17 protein-coding genes are annotated in these 22,966 nt (G+C 65.9%); 3 read left to right on the top strand and 14 right to left on the bottom strand.

The genetic code is table 11. The features are described from left to right. Positions 1–342: 342 nt before the first annotated feature. The 3 genes from DFO47_RS19725 to DFO47_RS19715 are packed head-to-tail and all read right to left on the bottom strand — an operon-like array spanning position 343 to position 7,842. Positions 343–4,008 carry a 1,4-alpha-glucan branching enzyme gene (locus DFO47_RS19725; RefSeq protein WP_133832719.1) on the bottom strand — a complete coding sequence of 1,222 codons (3,666 nt, stop codon included), beginning with the start codon at positions 4,006–4,008 and terminating at the stop codon, positions 343–345. Between the two features lies 1 nt (position 4,009). Continuing rightward, a complete protein-coding gene (treS, locus tag DFO47_RS19720) occupies positions 4,010–5,803 on the bottom strand; it encodes a maltose alpha-D-glucosyltransferase (protein WP_018762301.1) in 1,794 nt (597 codons plus the stop codon). Next, positions 5,800–7,842: an alpha-1,4-glucan--maltose-1-phosphate maltosyltransferase gene (locus tag DFO47_RS19715; protein WP_133832725.1), complete on the bottom strand. Its 2,043-nt coding sequence runs from the start codon at positions 7,840–7,842 to the stop codon at positions 5,800–5,802. Before DFO47_RS19715 ends, treS begins: the two co-directional genes overlap by 4 nt. A gap of 192 nt (positions 7,843–8,034) precedes the next feature. On the opposite strand from DFO47_RS19715, the gene glgP reads away from it, so the two are divergent. Further along, the gene (glgP, locus tag DFO47_RS19710; protein WP_208294438.1) at positions 8,035–10,653 is read left to right on the top strand and encodes an alpha-glucan family phosphorylase; all 2,619 of its coding nucleotides are present in this window, start codon (positions 8,035–8,037) and stop codon (positions 10,651–10,653) included. Between the two features lie 72 nt (positions 10,654–10,725). On the opposite strand, the gene DFO47_RS19705 is transcribed toward glgP, so the two are convergent. From DFO47_RS19705 to DFO47_RS19670, 8 genes are all read right to left on the bottom strand, one after another. After that, positions 10,726–11,082, bottom strand: a complete 357-nt coding sequence (locus DFO47_RS19705) for a barstar family protein (protein ID WP_018762304.1) — start codon at positions 11,080–11,082, stop codon at positions 10,726–10,728. A gap of 7 nt (positions 11,083–11,089) precedes the next feature. Continuing rightward, positions 11,090–11,578 (bottom strand): ribonuclease domain-containing protein, encoded by a 489-nt coding sequence (locus DFO47_RS19700; protein WP_133832717.1) that lies wholly within the window; start codon positions 11,576–11,578, stop codon positions 11,090–11,092. Positions 11,579–11,610: 32 nt separating this feature from the next. After that, positions 11,611–13,719, bottom strand: a complete 2,109-nt coding sequence (gene glgX / locus DFO47_RS19695) for a glycogen debranching protein GlgX (RefSeq protein WP_133832716.1) — start codon at positions 13,717–13,719, stop codon at positions 11,611–11,613. A gap of 92 nt (positions 13,720–13,811) precedes the next feature. Beyond that, positions 13,812–14,801: a 23S rRNA (guanosine(2251)-2'-O)-methyltransferase RlmB gene (gene rlmB, locus DFO47_RS19690; RefSeq protein ID WP_109044715.1), complete on the bottom strand. Its 990-nt coding sequence runs from the start codon at positions 14,799–14,801 to the stop codon at positions 13,812–13,814. Between the two features lie 104 nt (positions 14,802–14,905). Beyond that, positions 14,906–16,372: a cysteine--tRNA ligase gene (cysS, locus tag DFO47_RS19685; RefSeq protein WP_133832715.1), complete on the bottom strand. Its 1,467-nt coding sequence runs from the start codon at positions 16,370–16,372 to the stop codon at positions 14,906–14,908. Between the two features lie 9 nt (positions 16,373–16,381). Continuing rightward, entirely contained in the window at positions 16,382–16,882 is a 501-nt protein-coding gene (ispF, locus tag DFO47_RS19680; protein WP_026264734.1) for a 2-C-methyl-D-erythritol 2,4-cyclodiphosphate synthase, read from the bottom strand. 8 nt (positions 16,883–16,890) lie between these two features. Then, positions 16,891–17,670, bottom strand: coding sequence for a 2-C-methyl-D-erythritol 4-phosphate cytidylyltransferase (ispD, locus tag DFO47_RS19675; RefSeq protein WP_018762310.1), 780 nt, complete (start codon positions 17,668–17,670; stop codon positions 16,891–16,893). Positions 17,671–17,777: 107 nt separating this feature from the next. Further along, entirely contained in the window at positions 17,778–18,260 is a 483-nt protein-coding gene (locus DFO47_RS19670) for a CarD family transcriptional regulator (RefSeq protein WP_011690592.1), read from the bottom strand. A 271-nt stretch (positions 18,261–18,531) separates the two neighbouring features. Between DFO47_RS19670 and DFO47_RS19665 the strand changes: the two genes are divergently transcribed. Then, positions 18,532–19,095, top strand: coding sequence for a hypothetical protein (locus DFO47_RS19665; protein ID WP_133832724.1), 564 nt, complete (start codon positions 18,532–18,534; stop codon positions 19,093–19,095). Between the two features lie 105 nt (positions 19,096–19,200). On the opposite strand, the gene DFO47_RS19660 is transcribed toward DFO47_RS19665, so the two are convergent. Together DFO47_RS19660 and DFO47_RS19655 are read right to left on the bottom strand one after the other, a co-directional pair. Beyond that, complete coding sequence (locus tag DFO47_RS19660) at positions 19,201–19,881, bottom strand: response regulator transcription factor (protein WP_026264738.1); 681 nt, start codon at positions 19,879–19,881, stop codon at positions 19,201–19,203. After that, a complete protein-coding gene (locus DFO47_RS19655) occupies positions 19,878–21,119 on the bottom strand; it encodes an ATP-binding protein (RefSeq protein ID WP_133832723.1) in 1,242 nt (413 codons plus the stop codon). The genes DFO47_RS19660 and DFO47_RS19655 overlap by 4 nt, the downstream gene beginning before the upstream one ends. A 205-nt stretch (positions 21,120–21,324) precedes the next feature. Here DFO47_RS19655 and phoU point away from each other — a divergent pair, with 205 nt between their 5' ends. Beyond that, entirely contained in the window at positions 21,325–21,987 is a 663-nt protein-coding gene (gene phoU / locus DFO47_RS19650) for a phosphate signaling complex protein PhoU (RefSeq protein ID WP_026264739.1), read from the top strand. A 139-nt stretch (positions 21,988–22,126) separates the two neighbouring features. Here the strand turns inward: phoU and DFO47_RS19645 are convergent, their stop codons facing one another. Continuing rightward, complete coding sequence (locus DFO47_RS19645; protein ID WP_018762316.1) at positions 22,127–22,873, bottom strand: phosphoglyceromutase; 747 nt, start codon at positions 22,871–22,873, stop codon at positions 22,127–22,129. Positions 22,874–22,966 lie beyond the last annotated feature (93 nt).

Genomic DNA, 22,966 nt, shown 5'->3' with positions numbered 1-22,966 from the left:
GCACACTATTGAGTTCTCAAACAACAGACACACCCGGCACCACCACAACCAAAAACCAGTCGCAGATCGCTCCGGAGCAACTTTCCAAACTTACCGGCTGACTTCCAGCGTGTCAAATCGGCGTCCGCGATCTTCCTCAGCATAAGCTTGGGGGATCGGTTGTCCGCCTGACTCCGTGGAGCAGCGCGGAAATAAACTCTACCACCACTTATTCGGGATCGCCAGTCGGCGTGGAGCGGCTGCCTGGGCCGTCCTCGGCCGGCCGGGTTCGCCAACGCGAAGGGCCCGGAATCCTGCCGGATTCCGGGCCCTTCCGACTCACTGCGGAGTGTCCTTGGGTGATCAGGCCGACGTGGGTGCTCCCGGCTTGAAGTAGGATGCGCCCAGCGGAGGCAGCGTCACCGTCAGGGTGGCCGGTTGCCCGTCCTGTCCTTCGGCGGTGGCTGTCAGCCCACCACCGTTGAGGACGCCGGAGCCGCCGTAGGTGGTGTGGTCGGTGTTGAGGACCTCAGTCCAGGCGCCGGCCGATGGCACGCCCAAGGTGTAGCCGACATGCGGGCCGCCGGAGAAATTGATGGCGCAGACGATCGGTTCGCCGTCGGTGCCCCACCTGATGAACGAGAGGACATTACGGTCGGCGTCTCCCCCGTTGATCCACTGGAACCCGGCCGCGACGTTGTCCTGGGTGTAGAGCGCCGGCGTTGACTTGTACAACTCGTTGAGGTCCTTGGTCAGCAGCTGCAGTCCCTTGTGCGCCGGAATGTCTGCCAGCCACCAGTCCAGTCCGTGTTGTTCGGACCATTCTGCTTCCTGCCCGAATTCCGTACCCATGAAGATGAGCTGCTTGCCGGGGTGCGCCCACTGGTAGGCAAAGAACGCGCGAAGGTTTGCCAGCTGCTGCCAGCGGTCGCCGGGCATCTTGCGGAGCATGGAACCTTTGCCGTGGACCACTTCGTCGTGGCTGATGGGCAGCAGGAAGTTCTCTGTGAACGCATACACCAGGGAGAACGTCACCGTGCCGTGGTGCCACCTGCGGTTGTAGGGGTCCTCCGAGATGTACTTGAGCGAGTCGTGCATCCACCCCATGTTCCACTTCAGGCCGAAGCCGAGGCCGCCGTGGCTCGTGGGTGCAGTCACCCCCGGAAATGCGGTCGACTCTTCGGCGATCATGACGGCGCCAGGATGTGTCTTGTAGACGGTGGCGTTGACTTCCTGCAGGAAGGAGATCGCTTCCAGGTTTTCCCGGCCGCCGAAGCGGTTGGGCCGCCACTCGCCTTCCTTCCTGGAGTAGTCGAGGTACAGCATTGACGCCACCGCATCCACGCGCAGGCCATCTATGTGGAACTCGTCCAGCCAGTAGAGCGCGTTCGCCACCAGGAAGTTCCGGACCTCGGTGCGGCCGAAGTCAAAGATCAAGGTCCCCCAGTCCGGGTGCTCGCCAAGGGCCGGATCAGAGTGCTCGTAGAGGGGCTCGCCGTCGAAGCGTGCCAGCGCCCAGGCGTCCTTCGGGAAGTGGGCCGGGACCCAGTCCAGCAGTACGCCGATGCCGGCCTGGTGAAGCGTGTCCACCAGGTAGCGGAACTCGTCGGGGTGGCCGAACCGGGACGTCGGCGCGAAGTAGGACGTAACCTGGTAGCCCCAGGAGCCGCCAAACGGGTGTTCCGCCACCGGCATGAACTCCACGTGGGTGAACCCCAGCCATTTGACGTACTCCACCAGTTCCTTGGCCAGTTCCCGGTAGCCAAGTCCCAGCCGCCAGGAGCCCAGGTGCACTTCGTACACGCTCATGGCCGAGTTGTGCGGATCGCGCTGGGCGCGTGCTTCCATCCACTCGTCGTCCTTGAAAGCGTAGGACGGCTCCACCACCCGGGAGGCCGTGAGCGGGGGAACTTCGGTGCCGAACGCCAGGGGGTCGGCCTTTTCGACCCAGTATCCGCCGCGGGTCAGGATTTCGAATTTGTAGCAGGCGCCCGCTGCCACACCCGGGATGAAGACTTCCCACACGCCGGATGATCCCAGCGAGCGGAGCGAGTTTTCGCGTCCGTCCCAGGCGTTGAAATCACCCTTGACGCGGACGGCCTGTGCGTTGGGAGCCCACACGGCAAAGGAAACACCGTTGACGTCCCCCAGCGAAGACTTGTAGTGCCGGACGTGGGCGCCGAGGACTTCCCAGAGTTTCTCGTGCCGGCCCTCGCCGATGAGGTGGAGGTCCACTTCTCCTACGGTGGGCAGGTAGCGGTACGGCTCATCAACCGTCAGCGGCTCTTTGCCCGGGTACGTGACCGAGAGCCGGTAGTCGGGGACATGACCCTGCTGCACGGGTTCCAGCACGGCAACCCACACGCCGTGGGCCTCGTGTTCCATGGGAACTTCGCCGGCCTGGGTGACGACGGTGACTGCTTCGGCCAGGTGCTTGACGGTCCGGACGGTGACATGACCGTAGTCGTCCAGGTGCGCGCCAAGGACGGAATGGGGCGCGTGGTGTTCACCGTTCGCGATCTTGCCCAAGGTGCCTTCGTCCACGTGCAGCGGCACCCCCGGGCGGTCAGTGTGTGCTGAGCCTGTCATTTCGTTACCTTCCGATGCTGCGCCGGCCTGATCGCCGGTGCCATTACCGCTCAGGAGCCGTCTGGAGGCATTCACGGGGATCGCCAGCCAGTCGGGCCTGTTACGCATTTCATAAACAACTTCGTACAGCGCCTTGTCCAGCCACAATGCCACAAACAAGGGCGAGGTCCGGTCCACCGTGCCGGGAATGACGGCCCCGTACCCTTCCAGGAAGGCGTCAGCGCAGTCATCCACCCAGGTGTCCGGGACCTGGGCGCCTTCCTGCTCACGTTGGGCGGCGCCGGCCGCGTAGTCGAACGACCGCAACATTCCCACGACGTCTCGAAGGGGCACATCGGGGACGTTCCGTTCGGCGATGGGCCGCAGCGGTTCGCCCTCGAAATCGAGGATGGCCCACCGGGAATGTCCACCGGGTTGCCCTGCGACCTGCAGGATTTGGCCCAGGTGGAGGTCGCCGTGGATGCGCTGCAGTGGGCCCGTGGGTGCCCCGTCAAGGTCGGCCAGGAGGGCATCCAATGCGGCGTCATAGGGGCCGACGGCGGCACGGGCTTCCGCCCAGGCGCTGCGGACGCGGTGGGCTACGGCGGGTCCGATGCCCTTGCCGGCGCCGGGCTCCACTGATTGCCCCAGAGCCTCCGCCAGCCGCCGGTGCACGTTGGCCGTGGCGGCACCGAGTGCCCGTGCCTCCGCCGTGAAGTCGGCACCCTGGCGTGCGGCATCCACTGCCAGCCGCCAGGCATCACGGCCGCCGGCCAGGAATTCGTGGGCTACCGCAAGCTCGCCCTGGACAGGCTTGCCCTGCCCAAGCCACTCTCCGCGGACCCAGCCAAGGGTTGCAGGCACTTCGGGCGTACCGGCGGTGGTCAGCGCCGCCCCGACTTCGATCTCCGGGTTTGTCCCGTCAGACAGCACCCGGAAAAATTTAACCATCGCCGCCGATTCGCCATCGTCCACAATGACGGAACTGTTGGACTGCTCTCCGGACAGCACTTTCACCACCCCTTTGGCGGTGGGAAGCCGGTACGGGCCGGCCACGCGGTGTCCGGTGGCGGTCCCGCTTGCAGCCTTGTCCTCCTGCCGGATGAGCTCCAGCCAGGCGCCGACGAAATCGGGATCGTGCACGGCGTCGTAGACCCAAGGGCGGGAGGGGTCGGTTCCTGCCGCTTCGCCCACGAGCGCCCGTTCCATGCCACCTGCCGGGGCCGGGCGGAAGCTCAACGGCACCTGGACCACGGTGGTGCGGCGGCCGCCGTCGGGCCCGTCCGTGCTGGCACTGAGGAGGAACACGGCCAGAGCTGCGTGGCCGGTGGGGTCCGCCAGGCCCAGGCTGCCCACTTGGGACATGGCGAAGTCGGGAGTCTTGATGGGGAACCAACGCTGCTGCGGCAGCCATTCCTTGAGCAGCGCGGTCAGGGCGGGAGTGAGGATTGGCTGGTTCATCTCAGTTCTCTATCGACAGGATGGGCATGGCCTGGGTGTAGGGCGAAGACGGGTTCGACCCCGCCGTCCGCATCCGCAGCCAGAAGAAGTCATGGCTTCCGATGGTCAACGTGAGGCTTCCGTCATCACCGATGCCCGGGAAGGGTTGGCCGCCGAAAACATCGCGCAGCCCCCTCCCCGCGTACTCGGGAACGGCCAGTGTGGCGGCCACGGGATGCTGGGAAAGGTTGAAGGCGCACAAAATTGTTTCGGCCGGGGCCCCGGCCGGGTTGTTGGCCGGCAGCTCGCGCAGGTACGCCAGGACGGCGTCGTGGTCTGCTTGCACGTGTTTGAACCCGCCAAGGCCGAACGCGGGGTGGTTCTTGCGGACGCTGAGGATTTGCCGTGTCCAGCGCAACAGCGACCCGGAGTGGGCGGCCTCGGCTTCGACGTTGGCCATGCCGTAGTTGTACACCAGCGACTGGATGGGCGGCAGGTACAACTTGCCGGGATCGGCGTGCGAGAACCCCGCGTTCCGGTCCGGGTTCCATTGCATGGGGGTCCGGACGGCGTCCCTGTCCTCGAGCCAGATGTTGTCCCCCATCCCTATCTCGTCGCCGTAGTAGAGGAACGGGCTCCCCGGAAGTGAGAGCAGGAGCGCGTTGATCAGCTCGATCTCGGCCCGCGAATTGTCGAGCAGCGGCGCCAACCGGCGCCGGATGCCGATGTTGGCACGCATCCGGGGGTCCGGCGCGTACCAGCCCAGCATGGCCGCGCGCTCGTCAGCGGTGACCATCTCCAGGGTCAGCTCATCGTGGTTGCGCAGGAAGGTCCCCCACTGGGCACCGTCGGGGATGTCCGGTGTGTCTCGCATGGTTTCGATGATGGGCGCGGCCTTCTGGTCCCTGAGGGCGTAGTACAGGCGGGGCATGATCGGGAAGTGGAACGCCATGTGGCATTCGGGTTCCTCCTCTGTCCCGAAGTACTCCACCACCTCATTGGGCGGCTGGTTTGCCTCGGCGATGATCACCCGGCCGGGGTAGCTTTCGTCCACCATGGCCCGCAGGCTGCGGAGGAACTCGTGGGTGGCGGGCAGGTTCTCGCAGTTGGTGCCCTCTTCCTCGAAGAGGTAGGGGATGGCGTCCGCACGGAACCCGTCGATTCCCTGGTCCAGCCAGAACCTGACGACGTCGAACACGGCCTCGATCACCTTGGGGTTTTCGAAGTTCAGGTCCGGCTGGTGGCTGAAAAACCTGTGCCAGAAGAACTGCCGCCGGATGGGATCGAACGTCCAGTTCGATTCCTCCGTGTCGACGAAGATGATGCGTGCGTCCTGGTACTTCTCGTCCGTGTCGCTCCAGACATAGAAGTCGCCGAAGGGGCCGTCGGGGTCTTTCCGGGATTCCTGGAACCAGGGATGCTGGTCGGAGGTGTGGTTCAGCGGCAGGTCGATGATGACCCGGACGCCACGGGCATGGGCTTCCGCCACGAGCCGCTTGAAGTCGCTGATGGTGCCGAATTCGTCCAGCACGGAGTTGTAGTCCGAGATGTCGTAGCCGCCGTCGCGCAGCGGTGACTGGAAGAACGGGGGCAGCCAAAGGCAGTCGACGCCCAGCCACTGCAGGTAGTCCAGCCGGTCGATGAGTCCGGAGAAATCCCCGGACCCATCGCCGTTGGCATCCGCAAAGGCCCGGACCAGTACCTCGTAGAACACGGCCTTGCGGTACCACAGGGGGTCATGCTGAAGGCCGGGCGCATTTAGCTCGAACGTGCTTTTTGGGGTGAAGTGGCCGGAACTTTGCGGATTGAAACTCACGAATGCATTCTCCTCACGCTCAGGATGTGGGCCGGTTCCACGTGCGGGTCGAGCCGCACGTAGTTGTACTCGCCCCACTCCCAGCTTTGGCCGGAGATCAGGTCGTCCACGTAGAAGCCACCGCCTGCGGTGCGGTCCTGCGGGTCCAGTTCCAGGGCTGCCAGGTCCAGGAAGACGCTGCATTCCTTGGTGACGTGGGGGTCCACGTTCACCACGACAATGATGGTGTCCTTGGTCCCGTCGGGGAGGGTCTTGTGCTTGGAGTAGACCACCGTGGATTCGTCGGTGCTCTGGTGGACCGTCAGGTTCTGCAGGTCCAAGAGGGCCGGGTGGTCCCGCCGGATGTGGTTAAGCCGCGTGATGTACGGTGCCAGCGAGCGCCCGGACTCCGCGGCGGCTTCCCAGTCGCGCGCCTTGTACTCGAACTTTTCGTTGTCGATGTATTCCTCGGCGCCGGGCCGGGCAACGTGCTCGTAGAGTTCGTAGCCGGCGTAGACGCCCCACAGCGGGCTTCCGGTGGAGGCAAGCACCGCCCGGATCCGGAATGCCGCGGGCCCGCCGTACTGGAGGTATTCGGTGAGGATGTCAGGGGTGTTGACGAAGAAGTTGGGGCGGAAGAACGCCGGGGATTCGTGGCTGACTTCGTCGAAGTACGCCTCGATCTCCTTCTTGGTGTTGCGCCAGGTGAAGTAGGTGTAGGACTGCTGGAAGCCTGCCCGGCCCAGGGCGTGCATCATGGCGGGCCGGGTGAATGCCTCGGCGAGGAATACGACGCCGGGGACGGCCTTATTCACCTCGGCGATAAGCCATTCCCAGAACCACACCGGTTTGGTGTGCGGGTTATCCACCCGGAAAATCTTTACCCCGTGGCTGACCCACAGCAGCACAATGCGGAGAATTTCGCGGGAAAGACCTTCCGGGTCATTGTCGAAATTCAGCGGATAAATGTCCTGGTACTTCTTCGGCGGATTTTCCGCGTAGGCGATGCTGCCGTCCACCCTGGTGGTGAACCATTCGGGGTGCGTCTGCACCCAGGGGTGGTCGGGGGCCGCCTGCAGGGCCAGGTCCAGCGCAACTTCCAGGCCCAGTTCGTTGGCGCGGGCCACGAAGGCGTCAAAGTCCTCGAAGGAACCGAGATCGGGGTGGATGGCGTCGTGGCCGCCCTCCTTGGCGCCGATGGCCCAGGGCGAACCCGGATCATGCGGGCCGGCCACGAGGGTGTTGTTGGGCCCCTTGCGGTGCTGGACGCCGATGGGGTGGATCGGGGGCATGTAGAGGACGTCGAAGCCCATGGCCGCGACGGCGTCGAGGCGGCGGGCTGCCGTCCGGAAGTTTCCTGAGGTCCAGACGCCGGTGTTGTGGTCCTTGACAGCGCCTTCGGACCGCGGGAAGAACTCGTACCAAGCGCCCCGGCCTGCCCGGTCCCGCTCCACCAGAAGGGGGAACTTCTCCGAGACGGTCACCAGTTCGCGGATGGGCTGGCGGGCAACGATGTCCGCGATTTCCTGGCCGAACCCGGCCGCGAGGCGTTCCTCGGTGCTGCGGGACTGGTCAGCCAGGACCTCCGAGGCATGCCGGAGGGCCGCCTGGTCCACCTCGTCCCGGAAGTCTTCCGCGGAGGCTTCACCGAGCAGCTTGGCACCTTCGGCAAGCATGAGCTCGACGTCGATGCCGGCGTCGATCTTCACCTCGGCGTTGTGGTGCCAGGTGCCGTAGCGGTCGTGCCAGGCTTCGATGACGAAGGACCAGTCGCCGGTTTCCGACGGCGTGAGGACGCCCTCCCAACGGTCGGTCCCCATTCCGCGTTCCCCGCGGGGCGGGGAAAGCCGGACCCGCTGCCGCTCTGCACCTGTGGGGTCCAGGAGGACGGCGCTGACACCAAGTTGGTCATGGCCTTCCCGGAAGGCGGTGGCGCCCACAACGATGGCCTCGCCGGGGAGGGCTTTGGCGGGGACCTTTCCGCCGTCGACGACGGGCTGCACATTGGTGATGGGAAAACGCCCGAACCGCAGACCCTCGGTTATGCGGCGCTGGGGCATTTTGGTGGATGCGGCACTGGTTCCTGAGTTAGTCGTCACAGGCTCGACGTTAGCGAGAAATGCCCAGGATTGCTAAGGCTGCTCCCTAAAATCCATCGCGCCGCCGCCCAATTTCTTCACGCCCCTGTCATTTACCCAAAAGAAACCCAAAGCTTGTTCCGGCCCGGCAGGTTGTCGGTTAGTGTGGCGCAGGTGAAGGCAATCCGCAGGTTTACGGTCCGTACAGTCCTCCCCGAGCCCATCCGGCCGCTGGCCCGGTTGGCCAGCAACCTGCGGTGGTCCTGGCACCGCCCCACGCGCGAGCTCTTCGCCGGGCTGAACCCGCGCTTGTGGGAGGAAAGCGGGCAGGACCCCATCGGCTTCCTGGGCATGGTCAGCCGGGAGGAGTTCCAGCGGCTCGCCGCGGACCAGTCCGTCGTGGACCGGGTCCGCGCGGCCGAAGTGGACCTTGACCGGTATCTCGAGGAGCCGCGCTGGTACCAGGGCCTGGGGCCGGAGGCACCCGCCGCCATTGCCTACTTCTCGCCCGAATTCGGCATCACCGAGGTCCTCCCCCAGTACTCGGGCGGCCTGGGCATCCTGGCCGGCGACCACCTCAAGGCGGCCTCGGACCTGGGCGTTCCCCTGGTGGGTGTGGGCCTGCTCTACCAGGCCGGCTACTTCAAGCAGTCACTGTCCCGGGACGCCTGGCAGCAGGAGACCTACCCTGTCCTGGACCCCGACGGCCTGCCCCTCACACTGCTCCGCGAGCCATCCCCGGACGGCAACGGAAAGGCCTTGGAGGTAGCGCTCCCGCTGCCCAACGGACGCCGGCTCCTGGCACATATCTGGCGTGCCGACGTCGGCCGCGTCCCGCTGCTCCTGCTGGACTCCAACGTGCCCGGCAACGACGACGCCGCGCGGAGCATCACCGACCGGCTGTACGGCGGTGGTGGTGACCACCGGCTGCAGCAGGAGCTGCTGCTGGGCATGGGCGGTGTCAAGGCCCTGCGCGCATTCCAGAAACTGACAGGGTCCCCCGCCCCGGAGGTGTTCCACACCAACGAGGGACACGCAGGATTCCTGGGCATTGAACGCATCCAGGAACTGATGTCAGGGGAACAGGCCCTGACATTCGACGAGGCGTTGGCCGCCGGCCGCGCCTCCACGGTGTTCACCACCCACACCCCGGTCCCGGCGGGCATTGACAGGTTCGAGATCGCCCAAATCAGCCACTTCTTCCAGGCCGGCCTGGCACCCGCCGTCCCGCTGGACAGGATCCTGGAACTGGGCCGCGAAAACTACGCCGACGGAAACCCCGCCGTCTTCAATATGGCCGTCATGGGCCTCCGCCTTGCCCAGCGCGCCAATGGCGTGGCCAAACTGCACGGCGAAGTGTCCCGCGGGATGTTCTCCGCCCTGTGGCCGGGATTCGACCACTCGGAGGTCCCCATCACCTCCGTCACCAACGGCGTCCACGTCCCCACGTGGGTGGACAGCCGGATCTCCAAGCTGGCACGGGACCAGTTCGGCAGCGAAGCGGAAGCACTGGGCAAATGGGACCTGGCCTACAACGTCAGCGACGCCGACGTATGGGCACTTCGCCGCGAAATGCGGGCGGCACTGGTGGAGGATGTGCGCCGTCGGCTCCGTGCTGCATGGAAGAAGCGCGGCGCGGCCGACGCCGAACTGGGCTGGACGGACAACGTCCTGGACCCGGACATACTCACCATCGGGTTTGCCCGCCGCGTGCCCACGTACAAACGCCTGACCCTGATGCTGCGGGAACCTGCGCGGCTCAAGGCACTCCTGCTGCACAAGGACCACCCCATCCAGTTGGTCATCGCCGGAAAGTCCCACCCGGCCGATGACGCCGGCAAGAAGATGATCCAGGACCTGGTGCGGTTCACTGACGACCCCGAGGTCCGTCACCGCATCGCGTTCCTGCCCAACTACGACATCGCGATGGCCAGGACGCTGTTCCCTGGCTGCGACGTGTGGCTGAACAACCCGCTGCGGCCGTTGGAGGCCTGCGGTACATCGGGCATGAAGGCCGCCCTGAACGGGTCGCTGAACCTGTCCGTCCTGGACGGCTGGTGGGACGAGATGTACGACGGCGAGAACGGCTGGGCAATCCCGACGGCCAACAACGACGCATCCCCGGAAGAGCGGGACGACATCGAGGCCGCTGCCCTGTACGAACTGCTGGAAACCCAGGTGGCGCCGCGCTTCTACGGGAGCACGGTGTCCGATGGTGCGGGGGCGGCCGGCCCCTCCACGACCCGGAGCGAGACAGTTCCCACGCACTGGGTATCCATGATCAAGCACACGCTCTCGCATCTGGGACCCGCGGTCTCCGCCGAGCGGATGCTCCGGGACTACGTCAACATCCTTTACCGCCCGGCGGCTGACGCCGGGCGCAGCGCCACCGCGAATTCATATGCGCAGGCCCGGGCGCTGGCAGCCTGGTCTGCCAAGGTTCGCGGCACCTGGCCGCAGGTCCACGTGGAGCATGTTGATTCGGTGGGCGTTTCGGAGGATCCGCAGATCGGCGACACCCTCCAGGTCAATGCGTACGTGGCGTTGAACGCACTGACTCCGGAAGATGTCTGCGTCGAGGTGGCCTACGGAAGGGCCGAGGAGAATGACACCCTTGCGGACATCACCATGATGGAACTGCAGGTGAAGGAAGACCTGGGCAGCGGCCGCCACCTGTTCAGCGGCTCACTGCTGATCGACCGCTCCGGACCGTTCGGCTACACGGTCCGGGTGCTGCCCCGGCACGAGGCGCTGGCCTCGAAAGCGGAGCTCGGCCTGATCGTCAACGCCTGACCTGGTGTCCGGCCTGCCCCGGCCGGCCGGACACCAGGTGCTTGCGAAGCCCTCGGCTTGGAGCCAGGAGCCTCAGAGCAGGACAGCTGTGACGGCCAGGTCCTTGCCCGCGTACCGTTCTGCGTCCTGCAGGATCTCGCAGATGATCCCGAACGACCGGTCAGCGCGGAACGGGGCCGCAACCTGCCACAGGACTGTCACCGGCGGATTGCCGTTGTCCGTGATGTTGTCCGCGAAGTCGTGCAGCGAATCGTTCAGCGCATCCAGGTTCACACCGTAGTGCTCAGGAAAGTCCAGGACCTCGCCGAAGGTTTCCAGGACGGCGCGTTTGCTGTCGGCCGGCGGGACCACAAGGCTGCGGCGCCCGGCGTCCGCTACCTGCGCCTCCAGCTCTTCGAGGGTCCAGGTGTCGCCGGAAAGAATTTTCATGGGTGCGCTAGCTGCCTTCCGCTATGTACTTGAATGTCGCGTAGTGGTCTCCGGTGTAATACTTCTCCCCGCCGTTGCCTGCCACGATCCGGCGCGCGCCCCGGTCCGGTTCGCCGGGTGTTCGAACCGTGTACTCGCGGTAGTAACCCCGGTCCCGTGCAGGCAGGACGCGCTCAAAGTTGCCGAACACCTGGTCGTCCTGGCTGAACTGGTACGGGCCGCCGGCCCGGATCAGCGCCAGGACGCGGCGTCCTTCCACCGGGAGCGCGGACTCCCGGATTTCCGGCAGGCTGGACGGGTTGGCTCCCCGGTGTGGCGCCGCGCTCTTTCCCGGCGCCGGCGTACCCGGGCCGCCGGGAGCCGTACTCGCTCCGGAGGCCGCGCCCGGCGTCGTGCCTTCCCCTTGGCCGCCCATCAGCCCGGCCCCGCCGAATGCCACCAGCGCCAGCACCACCAGGGCGGTAAGGAGCAAGGGAAGCATGGAGCGGTTGCGCATTGGGGTGTACCTGCCGGCCGGTTGTACTGGGTCTAGGTTCGGTAGATGCTGATGGAGTTGGCCTCGGCAACATCGGTCTCGCCCGAGGCAACCTGGATGCCCTGCCGCTGCTCATGGAGCGGCGATGTGGTCAGGCGCAACTCGAAAAGGCTCGGCGCCGCCCGCCCGAGGTCCGGCAACGTGATTTGTACATCCGTGGCACCGCCGTTCACCACCACCAGCCCGGCGAGGGCGCCGCCGTCATCGCCCAGCAGGAGTTGCAGGACCCGGTGGTGCGGATCGTTCCAGCGTTCAGCGGACATCGGCTGCCCGAATTGGTCGAACCAGTAAAGGTAGGACTGCTCGTCCCGGACGGGGAAATCATGGGGCTGGGCGGCCAGGAATTCCTTGCGCAGCCGGATGTAGCGCTTGGTGCTGCGCAGCATTTCGTGCGCCTCCGGGGTCAAGGTCCAGTCAAGCCAGGTCATGGCGTTGTCCTGGCAGTAGGCGTTGTTGTTGCCCAGTTGCGTCCGGGCCAGCTCGTCACCGGCAGTGATCATGGGGACTCCGAGCGAGACCATCAGCGACGCCATCAGGTTGCGCCGGGACTGCGCGCGCCTGGCCAGGATCAGGCCGTTCTCGGTGGGCCCCTCCACGCCGTGGTTGTAGCTGCGGTTGTCGCCGTGCCCGTCCCTGTTCTCTTCACCGTTGTCCTCGTTGTGCTTCCTGTCGAAGGAGACGAGGTCGTTCATGGTGAAGCCGTCGTGGGCGGTAACGAAATTGACGGATGCCAGCCGTGAGCGGCCGGATGCCTGGAAGAGGCCGGCCGAACCAGAGAGCGAATCGGCGAGTTTGGCCATGGTTCCGCCGTGGCCGCCCGCATCCATGGCTGCCCGGTCCGCCAGCCAGAACGTCCGGACGGCGTCCCGGAAGTGGTCGTTCCAGTCCACCCAGCCTGGCGGGAACCGCCCGGTTTGCCAGCCGCCGTAGCCAATGTCCCACGGCTCGGCAATCAGTTTGACGCCGGAGAGGACGGGATCCGCGGCGATGGCGGTGAGGAACGGGTGGTTGGGGTCGAACTCGTTCCCGGCGTTCCGGCAGAGGGTGACGGCAAGGTCGAACCGGAAACCGTCAACGTGGAACTCGTCCACCCAGTACCGCAGTGAATCGACCGCCAGTTGGACCACATGCGGTTCGCCGAAATTCAAGGTGTTGCCGCACCCGGTGGTGTCCACGTACTTTCCGTGGCTGTCCATCCGGTAGTACGCCTGCTCCCCCAGTCCGCGGAAGCTGATGACCGGACCGTCCTGGGTTCCCTCCGCTGTGTGGTTGTAGACGACGTCGAGGATGACTTCGAGTCCGGCGGCGTGCAGGGCCTTGACCATGCCCTTGAACTCGTCCTGGACAGCCTGCGGGCCCGCTTCCCGGGCGGCACGGGTGGCGTAGCCGGGGTGCAGGGCGAAAAACGCGGCGGTGTTGTAGCCCCAGTAATTGGTGAGCCCCAGGTCCTGCAGGTGCAGCTCGTCGAGGTGGAAGTGCACAGGCAGGAGCTGCACGGCAGTGATGCCCAGGCCGGTGAGGTGCTCCACCACGGCTGGGTGGCCCATGCCGGCGTAGGTGCCCCGTAGGTCCTCAGGCACGTCGGGGTGGAGCTTGCTCTGGCCCTTGACATGGGCTTCATAGAGAATTGTGTTGCGCCACGGCAGGGCCGGACGCTCGTCCGATCCCCAATCGAAATCGGGTGCGGTCCGGACGCTGGCCAGCAGTCCGTCCTGCTCGTCCACCCCCCGGCCGTACGGGTCCAGCAGCAACGGCGGGTTGCCGGCGTCGTCCCCGTTTCCCGAGGCGGAGGCGTGCGGCGGCAGGGGCCGGCGGTCTGAGGACGGGCGGAACCCGTACCGCGAACCAAAGGGCAGGTCCTCGACGATGCCGTGATGGACGCCGCGCGCCACGTTCGGCAGGGTCCGGGACCGCCACTGGCCGCCCGGAGGGCAGTACACGATGTCCAGGCTGGGCACGGCTGGCGCGAAACAGGCAACATTGGCGCGGCCGCCGGCGTGGTGGCGTGTACCGCCGGAATCAACGCGCGGGACACTGACACCGAGGGGAACAGCCGAGGAGGCGTCCATGGTGGATGCGGTGTCGAAAAGCGGCATGACCATCACCTAAATGATAGCCGCCCGGGGCGGTTGACCTGCCCCGTCACCCCGGCACTGCAAGGCAATCGTGCCCCCGCACCGGGGGCGGTGGGCCACTACCCCGCCGCGCGCTGGCGGGAGACCTCGTACAGCGAGATGCCCACGGCCATGGAGGCGTTCAAGGACTCCATGGCGGAGTCGATCGGGATGGAGACAATCTGGTCGCAGTTCTCCCGGACCAGGCGGCTCAGGCCCTTGCCTTCCGAGCCCACCACGATGCACACCGGCTCGGTGGCCAAAGTGAGGTCGGGCAGCGAGACGTCGCCGTCGCCGTCGAGCCCCAGCACGAAGATGCCCATGCCCTTGAACTGCTTCAGGGCGTTGTTCAGGTTGGAGGCGCGGGCAACGGGGACGCGGACCGCCGCACCGGCGCTGGTCTTCCAGGCCGAGGCCGTGACACCGACGGAGCGGCGCTCCGGAACAATGACGCCGTGGCCGCTGAACGCGGAGACGGAACGGATGATCGCTCCGAGGTTCCGGGGGTCGGTGATGCCGTCAAGGGCGACGAAGAGCGGCGCGTTGCTGACGTGCCCCTTCTTCCACTTCTCCACCGTCTCCTCGGCCAGTTCGTACGCGTCCTGGTACTCATACGGCGGAATCTGGAGCACCAGGCCCTGGTGGACGGCGTCGTCGGTCATCCGGTCCAGTTCGGGCTTGCCGGTTTCGAGCAGCGGGATGCCGCGTTCGGCGGCGAGCTTCAGGGACTCCTTGACGCGGTCGTCCATCTCGATGCGGATGGCCACGTGCAGGGCCTTTGCCGGGATGCCCGCGCGGAGCGCTTCGACCACGGAGTTGCGGCCGGTGACCACTTCTTCGGTGGCGCGTCCCTTGGGGCCTGACTTGGCGGCACCGGCGCTTCGTGCACCCGGGCTGCGCTTGGCTGCGGACCGTTCGGCCAGCTGCTTGGCCTTGTGCGCCTTGTGGTACGGACGGTCCTCGGCCTTGGGCGTCGGGCCCTTGCCTTCGAGGGCCTTGCGGCCATGGCCACCGGTTCCGATGGTTGGGCCCTTCTTCGCTTTAACCGATCGGCGACCATTGTTGGCCATGATGTTCCACCCTTGATTGTGCTGACTGAGTCTGCCTACCAGTCTACTGACCGAAGAAAAATCGACGCGCGGGGGCTGCGCGCGTGCTCAGGGGCAGTGGCTGATCAGTCCCGCTTGAGGCTCCAGGTGGCACCGTCCGGGCCATCTTCCACCACGACGCCGGCCTGGTTGAGGGTGTCCCGGATGGCGTCGGAAGCAGCCCAGTCCTTGGCGGCACGGGCAGCGGCACGGGCCGCCAGCTGCGCCTCCACCAGGACGCCCAAGGCGTCGGCCTCCCGGCTGCCCGCCTGCCCGGAACCGGCGACGGCGTTGAGGCCCAGGACGTCGGTCATGGTGACGACGGCGTACATCGCTTTCCGGGCAGCGTCGTCGTCCCCGTCCGCCAGGGCCGTGTTCCCGGCCCGCACGGCCTCGTGCAGCGCCGCCAGGGCACGGGGAACATTCAGGTCGTCGTCCATCGCAGTTGAAAACGCGTCCAGGGCCTCAGCCGGGTCAGCGGAGGCGCCGGCCACAAACCCGAAATCGGCGCCGAAGCGCGCCACGGCCTTCGCCAGGAACCCGTCGATTCGTTCGACGGCGGCAGCGGCTTCCTGGAGGGACGTGGGCCGGTAGTCCAGGATGGAGCGGTAGTGGGCCTGGCCAAGGTAGTAGCGGACAACCCGGGGGGAAGCGAGTTCCAGCATTTCGGTGGGGCTGATGGTGTTCCCAACGGATTTGGACATCTTTTCGCCCTGGTAGGTCACCATGCCGTTGTGCATCCAGAAGTTGGCGAAGCCATGTCCCGCAGCCTGCGACTGGGCCATCTCGTTTTCGTGGTGCGGGAAACGCAGGTCCAGTCCGCCGCCGTGGATGTCGAAGGCAGTTCCCAGGTACTTGGTGACCATGGCGGAGCATTCCAGGTGCCAGCCCGGACGCCCCGCACCCCACGGCGAGGCCCAGCTGGCGGTGGCCGGCTCGCCTTCTTTGGAACCCTTCCACAACGCAAAGTCGCGGGGATCCTTCTTCCCGCGGGGATCGGCGTCGGGCGCTGCCTGCATGTCGTCGATGTTTTGCCGGGTGAGTGCCCCGTAGTTGCCCCAGGAACGGACGTCAAAGTACACGTCGCCTGATTCGTCCAGCGCGGGGTAGGCGTGGCCGCGGTCGATGAGCTGTTGGATCAGGGCGTGCATCTCGGGGATGTGCCCGGTGGCCCGGGGCTCGTACGTGGGGCGGGAGACGCCGAGGGTGTCGTAGGCCGCCAGGAATTCCCGCTCGTAACGGTATGCCAGCGCCCACCACTCCTCCCGCGGCACTTCTCCCGGCTCGGGGATGAAGTCCGGCGCGAATGATGCCTCGGATTTGGCGAGGATCTTGTCGTCAATGTCCGTGACGTTGCGGACCACAGTGACGCGAAGGCCCCGGTATTGCAACCAGCGGGTCAGCTGGTCGAAGGCGATGGCGGAACGGATGTGCCCCACGTGGGGCATTCCCTGCACCGTGGCCCCGCAGTAATAGAGGCTGACCTTGCCCTCAACGATCGGGGTGAAGTTCCGGACTTCGGCGGAGGCGGTGTCATAGAAGCGCAGGGTCACCGCTCCAGACTAGCCGATGGTGCCGCTGGTCCGTGGGTAGACCAAGGCGGTAGCCACCGCGGAGATGCCCTCGCCACGGCCGGTGAATCCCAGGCCGTCGCTGGTGGTGGCAGTGACGCTCACCGGTGCACCGGCGGCCTCTGAGAGGACGTGCTGAGCTTCTTCCCGGCGGGGACCGAACTTCGGCCGGTTGGCCACGAACTGGACGGCGATATTGCCGATCTCGAAACCCGCAGCGCGGACGATGCGCGCCGCTTCGGCGAGCAGCGTCACACCGGACGCGCCGGCGAATTCCGGGCGGTCGGTGCCGAAGTGGGTGCCTAGGTCGCCGATGCCGGCCGCGGAGAACAGCGCATCCGCTGCGGCGTGGGCCACCGGGTCGCCGTCCGAATGGCCGGCCAGTCCGCGTTCGCCGGGCCAGAAGAGTCCGCCGAGCCACAACGGGCGGTCCTTGCCGTGGGCGGCGTATGCATGGACGTCGATACCCACACCGGTCCGCGGCAGGATCATGTCCGCGCTCACCCTTCCACCCACCGGGCGCCAAGGGGACCCTCAAGGAGCCCTTCGGCGAAGATCAGGTCAAGCGGCGTGGTGATCTTCAGCGACTGGGTTGAGCCGCGGACAGCGTAGACCGGCGTCCCCAGCATCTCCACGAGCATGGCGTCATCGGTGACGGCCGCCGACTCCCGCCGGTCCAGGCCCTCGGCGGACCGGTGCGCCTGCACCAGCGTGTCGAGGGTGAATCCCTGGGGTGTCTGAACGGCCCGCAGTTCCTCGCGGCGGGCCGTTCCCGTGACCACCTCCGGTGCGAAAACGCTGTCCCCTCCGGACGTGGCTGCAACGGTCTTGATGGTGTCCACGACGGGGAGAACGGGAATGACGGCAGCAGCGCCGGCGGCAAGGGCTTCCGTTACGCGGTGGAAGACGGACTCGGGCGTCAGCGCCCTGGCGGCATCATGGACCAGGACCGCTTCCGTGCCGTCCATCAGGGCAGCCATACCGGCGCGGACGGAGTCAGCCCGGGTGGCGCCGCCGTCCACAAGGGTGAGGAGGGGGCCGCCGTCGGCCAGTTCGTCCCGGAAACTGCCGCAGAGACGGCGCAGGCCTTCGTCCCCTGCGGGCAGCACCACGCAGACCTGGCTCGCAACACCGGAGGCGACGATGCCCCGCAAGGCATGCATCAGGATCGGTTCGCCTCCGAGCGGGACAGCCGCCTTGGGCATCCCGTAGCCGAGCCGCTGCCCGGAACCGGCGGCCACCACGATGACTCCCGTGACAAGGGGCGTTGATTCACTCATGCGGACTAGCCTACGACGCCGTGGCGGCTGCGCCGTGCCCGGGACGCAGCCCGGTTTCGGGCAAAAAGAAGCCCCGGCGGCACGTTAGTGCTGCCGGGGCTAAATTCTTAGGAAGCCAGGACCTCGTCGAGAACGCTTGCGGCCTTCTCCTCGTCGGTCTTTTCAGCCAGCGCCAACTCTGAAATGAGAATTTGGCGGGCCTTGGCCAGCATTCGCTTTTCGCCTGCGGAAAGGCCCCGGTCGTGATCCCGGCGCCACAGGTCGCGAACGACCTCTGCCACCTTGATGACGTCACCGGAAGCAAGCTTCTCCAGATTTGCCTTGTACCTGCGTGACCAGTTGGTGGGTTCTTCGGTGAACTCGGCACGAAGCACATCAAACACGTGCTCCAGGCCTTCCTTGCCCACTACGTCCCGAACCCCAACAAGGTCCACGTTTTCTGCTGGAACTTCAATGGTCAGATCACCCTGAGCCACCTTGAGCTTGAGATACATCTTCTCTTCGCCCTTGATGGTGCGCATCTTGATTTCTTCAATTTTCGCAGCACCGTGGTGAGGGTAAACTACTGTCTCGCCGACCTCAAATACCATGTGGACATTTCCCCTTTCCCGCAGACCAGTTTATCACGATTCAGGCATATGACCGGCCGGAGAAAGGGCTCCCAACCCCGAAAATACGCGGAAAAACGGCCCAATCGACCTCCTCGACCCCCTTGACGGATGAGGATATTAGTGCATCAGGTGAGCGTTCCCACAGTCGATGTGACGGCCTCGAATCCTCGTTTGACCCCGTTTGCGGATAGGCTATGGCTGCAAAAGACTTCAAATTTCTCGAGGAGTACGTGACGTGCGTTCCACTGCGATGAACCGGGCCCAGCGCGGCAAACTGGCACTGACGGCTGCTGCCCTTGGCGTCAGCCTGCTGACTGCGGGCTGCGGTTACATCACGCCCCAGCAGACCAGCCACCAGTACTCCGCCTCGGACGGCATCCGCGCAGACCTCGGCCCGCTGCAGCTGCGGAACATCCTCATCGTTTCCAGCGGCGAAGACGGACCCGGCCGCCTGATCGGCGCGGTCTACAACTCCTCTTCCAAGGACGTGAAGCTCACGGTCAACGGCGCCAAGGGCTCACAGACCGAAGTTCCGGTGAAGGCGAACTCCTACACGCTGCTGAACGAAAACACCGACCCTGCCATCCTGAGCACCACCGGCGGAAAGCCGGGTTCTCTGGTGGACGTCAAGATCAGCGAGAACGGCACCAACGTCACCAGCACGGTCAAGGTGCCGGTCCTGGATGCCACCTTGAAGGAATACAAGGACTACCTGCCCACCGCGAGCCCGTCGGCTTCGCCGTCGGCGTCCGCCGGCGCCAGCGCAACGGCAACCGCCACGCCAAGCGCAACGGCAACCGCCACCAGCCGCTAGCGGGGAGCCCGCCAAGGCGGGCGCCCGAGACGTACAGCAAAGGGAGGGCCGGTTGGCCCTCCCTTTGCTGTTGCGCTGGCCTGGACAGCCTTGGCCGCCCGGGGCCTAGGGTTCGAACTTGTAACCGAGGCCCCGCACGGTGACCAGGAACCGGGGTGCGGAGGGATCCGGCTCGATCTTGCCGCGGAGGCGTTTGACGTGGACGTCAAGGGTCTTGGTGTCGCCGACGTAGTCCGACCCCCAGACCCGGTCAATCAGCTGCCCCCGGGTGAGGACCCGGCCGGAGTTGCGCAGGAGCATCTCCAGGAGCTCAAACTCCTTCAATGGCAGCAGGACCTGCTCGCCGTCCACGCTCACGACGTGGCGTTCGATGTCCATCCGGACCGGGCCGGCCTGGACCGTTGAAGAAATCAGTTCCTCCGGCTCGCCCTGGCGCCGCAGGACCGCCCTGACCCGGGCCACCAGTTCGCGGGAGGAATAGGGCTTGGTGACGTAGTCGTCCGCGCCGAGCTCCAGGCCCACGACTTTGTCGATCTCCGAGTCCTTGGCCGTCAGCATGATCACTGGAACGCTGGAACGCTGCCTGAGCTGGCGGCATACCTCGGTGCCGGACAGGCCGGGCAGCTGCAGGTCCAGCAGGACAAGGTCGGCGCCGTTGCGGTCGAATTCCGTGATCGCGTCGAGGCCGTTGTCCACCACCTCAACCTCGAATCCTTCCTTGCCCAGCAAATAGGACAAGGGATCGCTGAACGACTCCTCGTCCTCCACTATCAAAATCCTGCTCAAGCGCTAGCTCCTCGTTCTGTTGCGCCGGCGGCGCGGGGTACTTGGGTGGGTGCAGGCCGGCCGGCCGGCTGCCGCGCCGGCGACGGTGCCGGAGCGTCAGGGACCGGACGGTCGCTGTCCTGTCCTTCCATCTCGGGAAGCCGCAGCGTGAAGGTCGATCCTTGGCCCGGCTGGGACCAGAGCGTCACCTCGCCGCCATGGTTTGAGGCCACATGTTTGACGATGCTCAGGCCCAGGCCGGTGCCGCCGGTCTGTCGCGAACGGGCGGCATCGACGCGGTAGAAGCGTTCGAAGACGCGTTCCTGGTCCTCGGGCGTGAGCCCCTCCCCCTGGTCGGTCACGGAGATGGACACCAGGCCCTCCCTGGAACGTACGCCGATTCCCACCCTGGTGTTGGCCGGTGAATAGCGGATGGCGTTGTCGATCAGGTTGCGCAGCGCGGTGACCAAAAGGTCCTGGTCGCCGAAGACCTTGCCCTCGGTGCGGCCGCCCACCACGATGCTGATGTTCTTGCTCTCGGCGGGCAGCTGCGACCGGTCCACGGCCTCGGCGATGACCGCGTTGATGTCCACGGGGCCGCCTTGCTGCGTCACGCTGGCGCCCTGCAGCCGGGACAGCTCGATGATGTCCTGGACCAGTGCGGCGAGGCGGGCTGACTCCTTGTGCATCCGCTTGGCGAACCGGCGGACCGCTTCTTCGTCGTCCGCGGACGACTCGAGGGCCTCGGCCAGCAGGGAGATGGCGCCGACGGGCGTCTTCAGTTCATGCGAGACGTTGGCGACGAAGTCGTTGCGGATCTCTTCCGTGCGGGTGATCTCGGTCCGGTCATCGGCCAGGAGCAGGATGTATTCCTCACCCAGCATGGCGGCCCGGACCTGGACGATGATGGTCCCCTGCCCCAGCGGTCCGCGCGGGAGCTCCAGCTGCTTCTCCAGGATGACGCCATCGCGACGCACACCCGCGGTCATGTCCAGGAGTTCTTTGTGGACCACGGTATGGCCGCGGACCAGGCCGTAGGCGTAGGCTGCCGGGCTGGCACGGACAACGCCATCGACGTCATCCAGGACCACGAAGGCACGTCCGACGACGGCCAGCACCTCCGCCGCCCCGTCCGGCAGCGCAGGTTCCCCGGCGTCGACCTCCAGCAGCTCGCGCTGCTTCTCGCTGACCCGGAACGCCAGCACGCCGAACGTGCCAAGCGCCAGGCCGACGAGGCCTGCAACCAGACCAATGAGCATAGGATCCACAGCTCCACTTTATGCTCTTGCCCGGAGGCCACCGGCGCTTCGAAGCCCTTACCGCGAACGGTTCAACTAACGTTCACCTCCATGGGCATAATCGTTTACCGGGCGATGACAGAGTTAATGGTTAGAGCGCCCCATGGCGACACGATTCCTGCTGCCCTGGAGCGGCCGGCAGGAGTTCCAAGGAAAGGACGCCTACGTGCGTAAGGTTTTTCAGGAAGAGCTCACCCAGGTCGGTGACCAGCTGGTGGAGATCTCCCGGCTGGTCAGCGAAGCCATAGACAAGGCCACCACTTCATTCCAGGTCGCGGACGTGGACCTCGCCCAGGACGTCATCGCGGCGGATGCGCGCATCGACTTCCTGCAGAACAGCCTCGATGAGCGGGCCATCGACATCCTGGCTTTGCAGGGTCCCGTGGCGAGCGACCTGCGCATGATCGTGGGCTCGCTGCGGATGAGTGCCTCACTGGAGCGGATGGGCGACCTCGCGCGCCACATCGCCCAGCTGGCCCGCCTCCGGTACCCGTCCACGGTCATTCCGGAGTCCATGACCGGGACCTTCAACCGCATGGCCGAACTGGACCAGGAGATCGCCGACAAATTGACGGTGCTGCTGGAGAGCCGCGACCTCGAGGTGGCCAGGGACATCCTGAAGGCGAACACCGCCATCAATGACCTGCACCTGAGCGTCTTCAAGGCCATCGCCTCACCCGAGTGGACCGAGTCGCCGGCGACCACCGTGGACGTGGCCCTCGCCAGCCGCTACTTCGAGCGTTTCGCGGACCACGGCGTCTCCGTCGCCCAGAAAGTGACCTACCTGGTCACCGGCGCGTGGCAGCCCAACGCGACTGAACACAGCTAACCAAGCGGATAACGACGGCGGGCTGGTCACCCCAGGTGACCAGCCCGCCGTCGTCGTTTCACATTTGACGCAGCGGTTCTTCGGCCGGAGTGCGTCTAAGGGAGGAACGACCGAGCACCCGGCGAAGAACCGCGAAGTCTTACTTCTTGCCCTGGTTGGCTACGGCCAGGATGGCCTGCTCAGCGGCCTCTGGGTCCAGGTAGGTTCCACCGGGCTTGACCGGCTTGAAGTCATCGTCGAGGTCGTACACCAGCGGAATGCCGGTGGGGATGTTCAGCCCGGCGATGGCCTCGTCACTGATGCCGTCCAGGTGCTTGACCAGCGCACGAAGCGAGTTGCCGTGGGCTGTGACCAGGACGGTCTTGCCTGCCTTGAGGTCTTCCTTGATGTCCGATTCCCAGTAGGGCAGCAGGCGTACCAGGACGTCCTTGAGGCACTCGGTGCGCGGGAGGGCGTCGCCGAGGCCGGCGTAGCGGGGGTCGTGGGCCTGGGAGAACTCGGAGTCGTCATCCAGGGGCGGCGGCGGAGTGTCGTAGGACCGGCGCCATTCCATGAACTGCGCTTCACCGTATTCGGCCAGGGTCTGGGCCTTGTCCTTGCCCTGCAGCGCGCCGTAATGGCGTTCGTTCAGGCGCCAGTCACGCTTGACCGGGATCCAGCCGCGGTCGGCTTTGTCCAGCGCGATGTTGGCGGTGTTAATGGCCCGCTTCAGCAGGGAGGTGTACAGCACATCCGGGAGGATGTTGTTCTCCACCAGCAGCTCACCGCCCCGCGCTGCTTCCGCGCGGCCCTGGTCGTTCAGGTCAACGTCCACCCAGCCGGTGAACAGGTTCTTGGCGTTCCATTCGCTGTGGCCGTGGCGCAGCAGAATCAGCTTGTAAGTCATGATTTTCATCCTAGCCGAGCAGTGTTGCCGGCCGCCCAGCGTTACATGGCCGGGCAGGCTTTTGGACCCGCCTCCACCCCCGCGGGGATAGTG

Source organism: Arthrobacter sp. AG258, from assembly GCF_004364695.1.
Lineage (GTDB): Bacteria > Actinomycetota > Actinomycetes > Actinomycetales > Micrococcaceae > Arthrobacter.
This window is presented reverse-complemented; position numbering and strand designations above follow the sequence as displayed.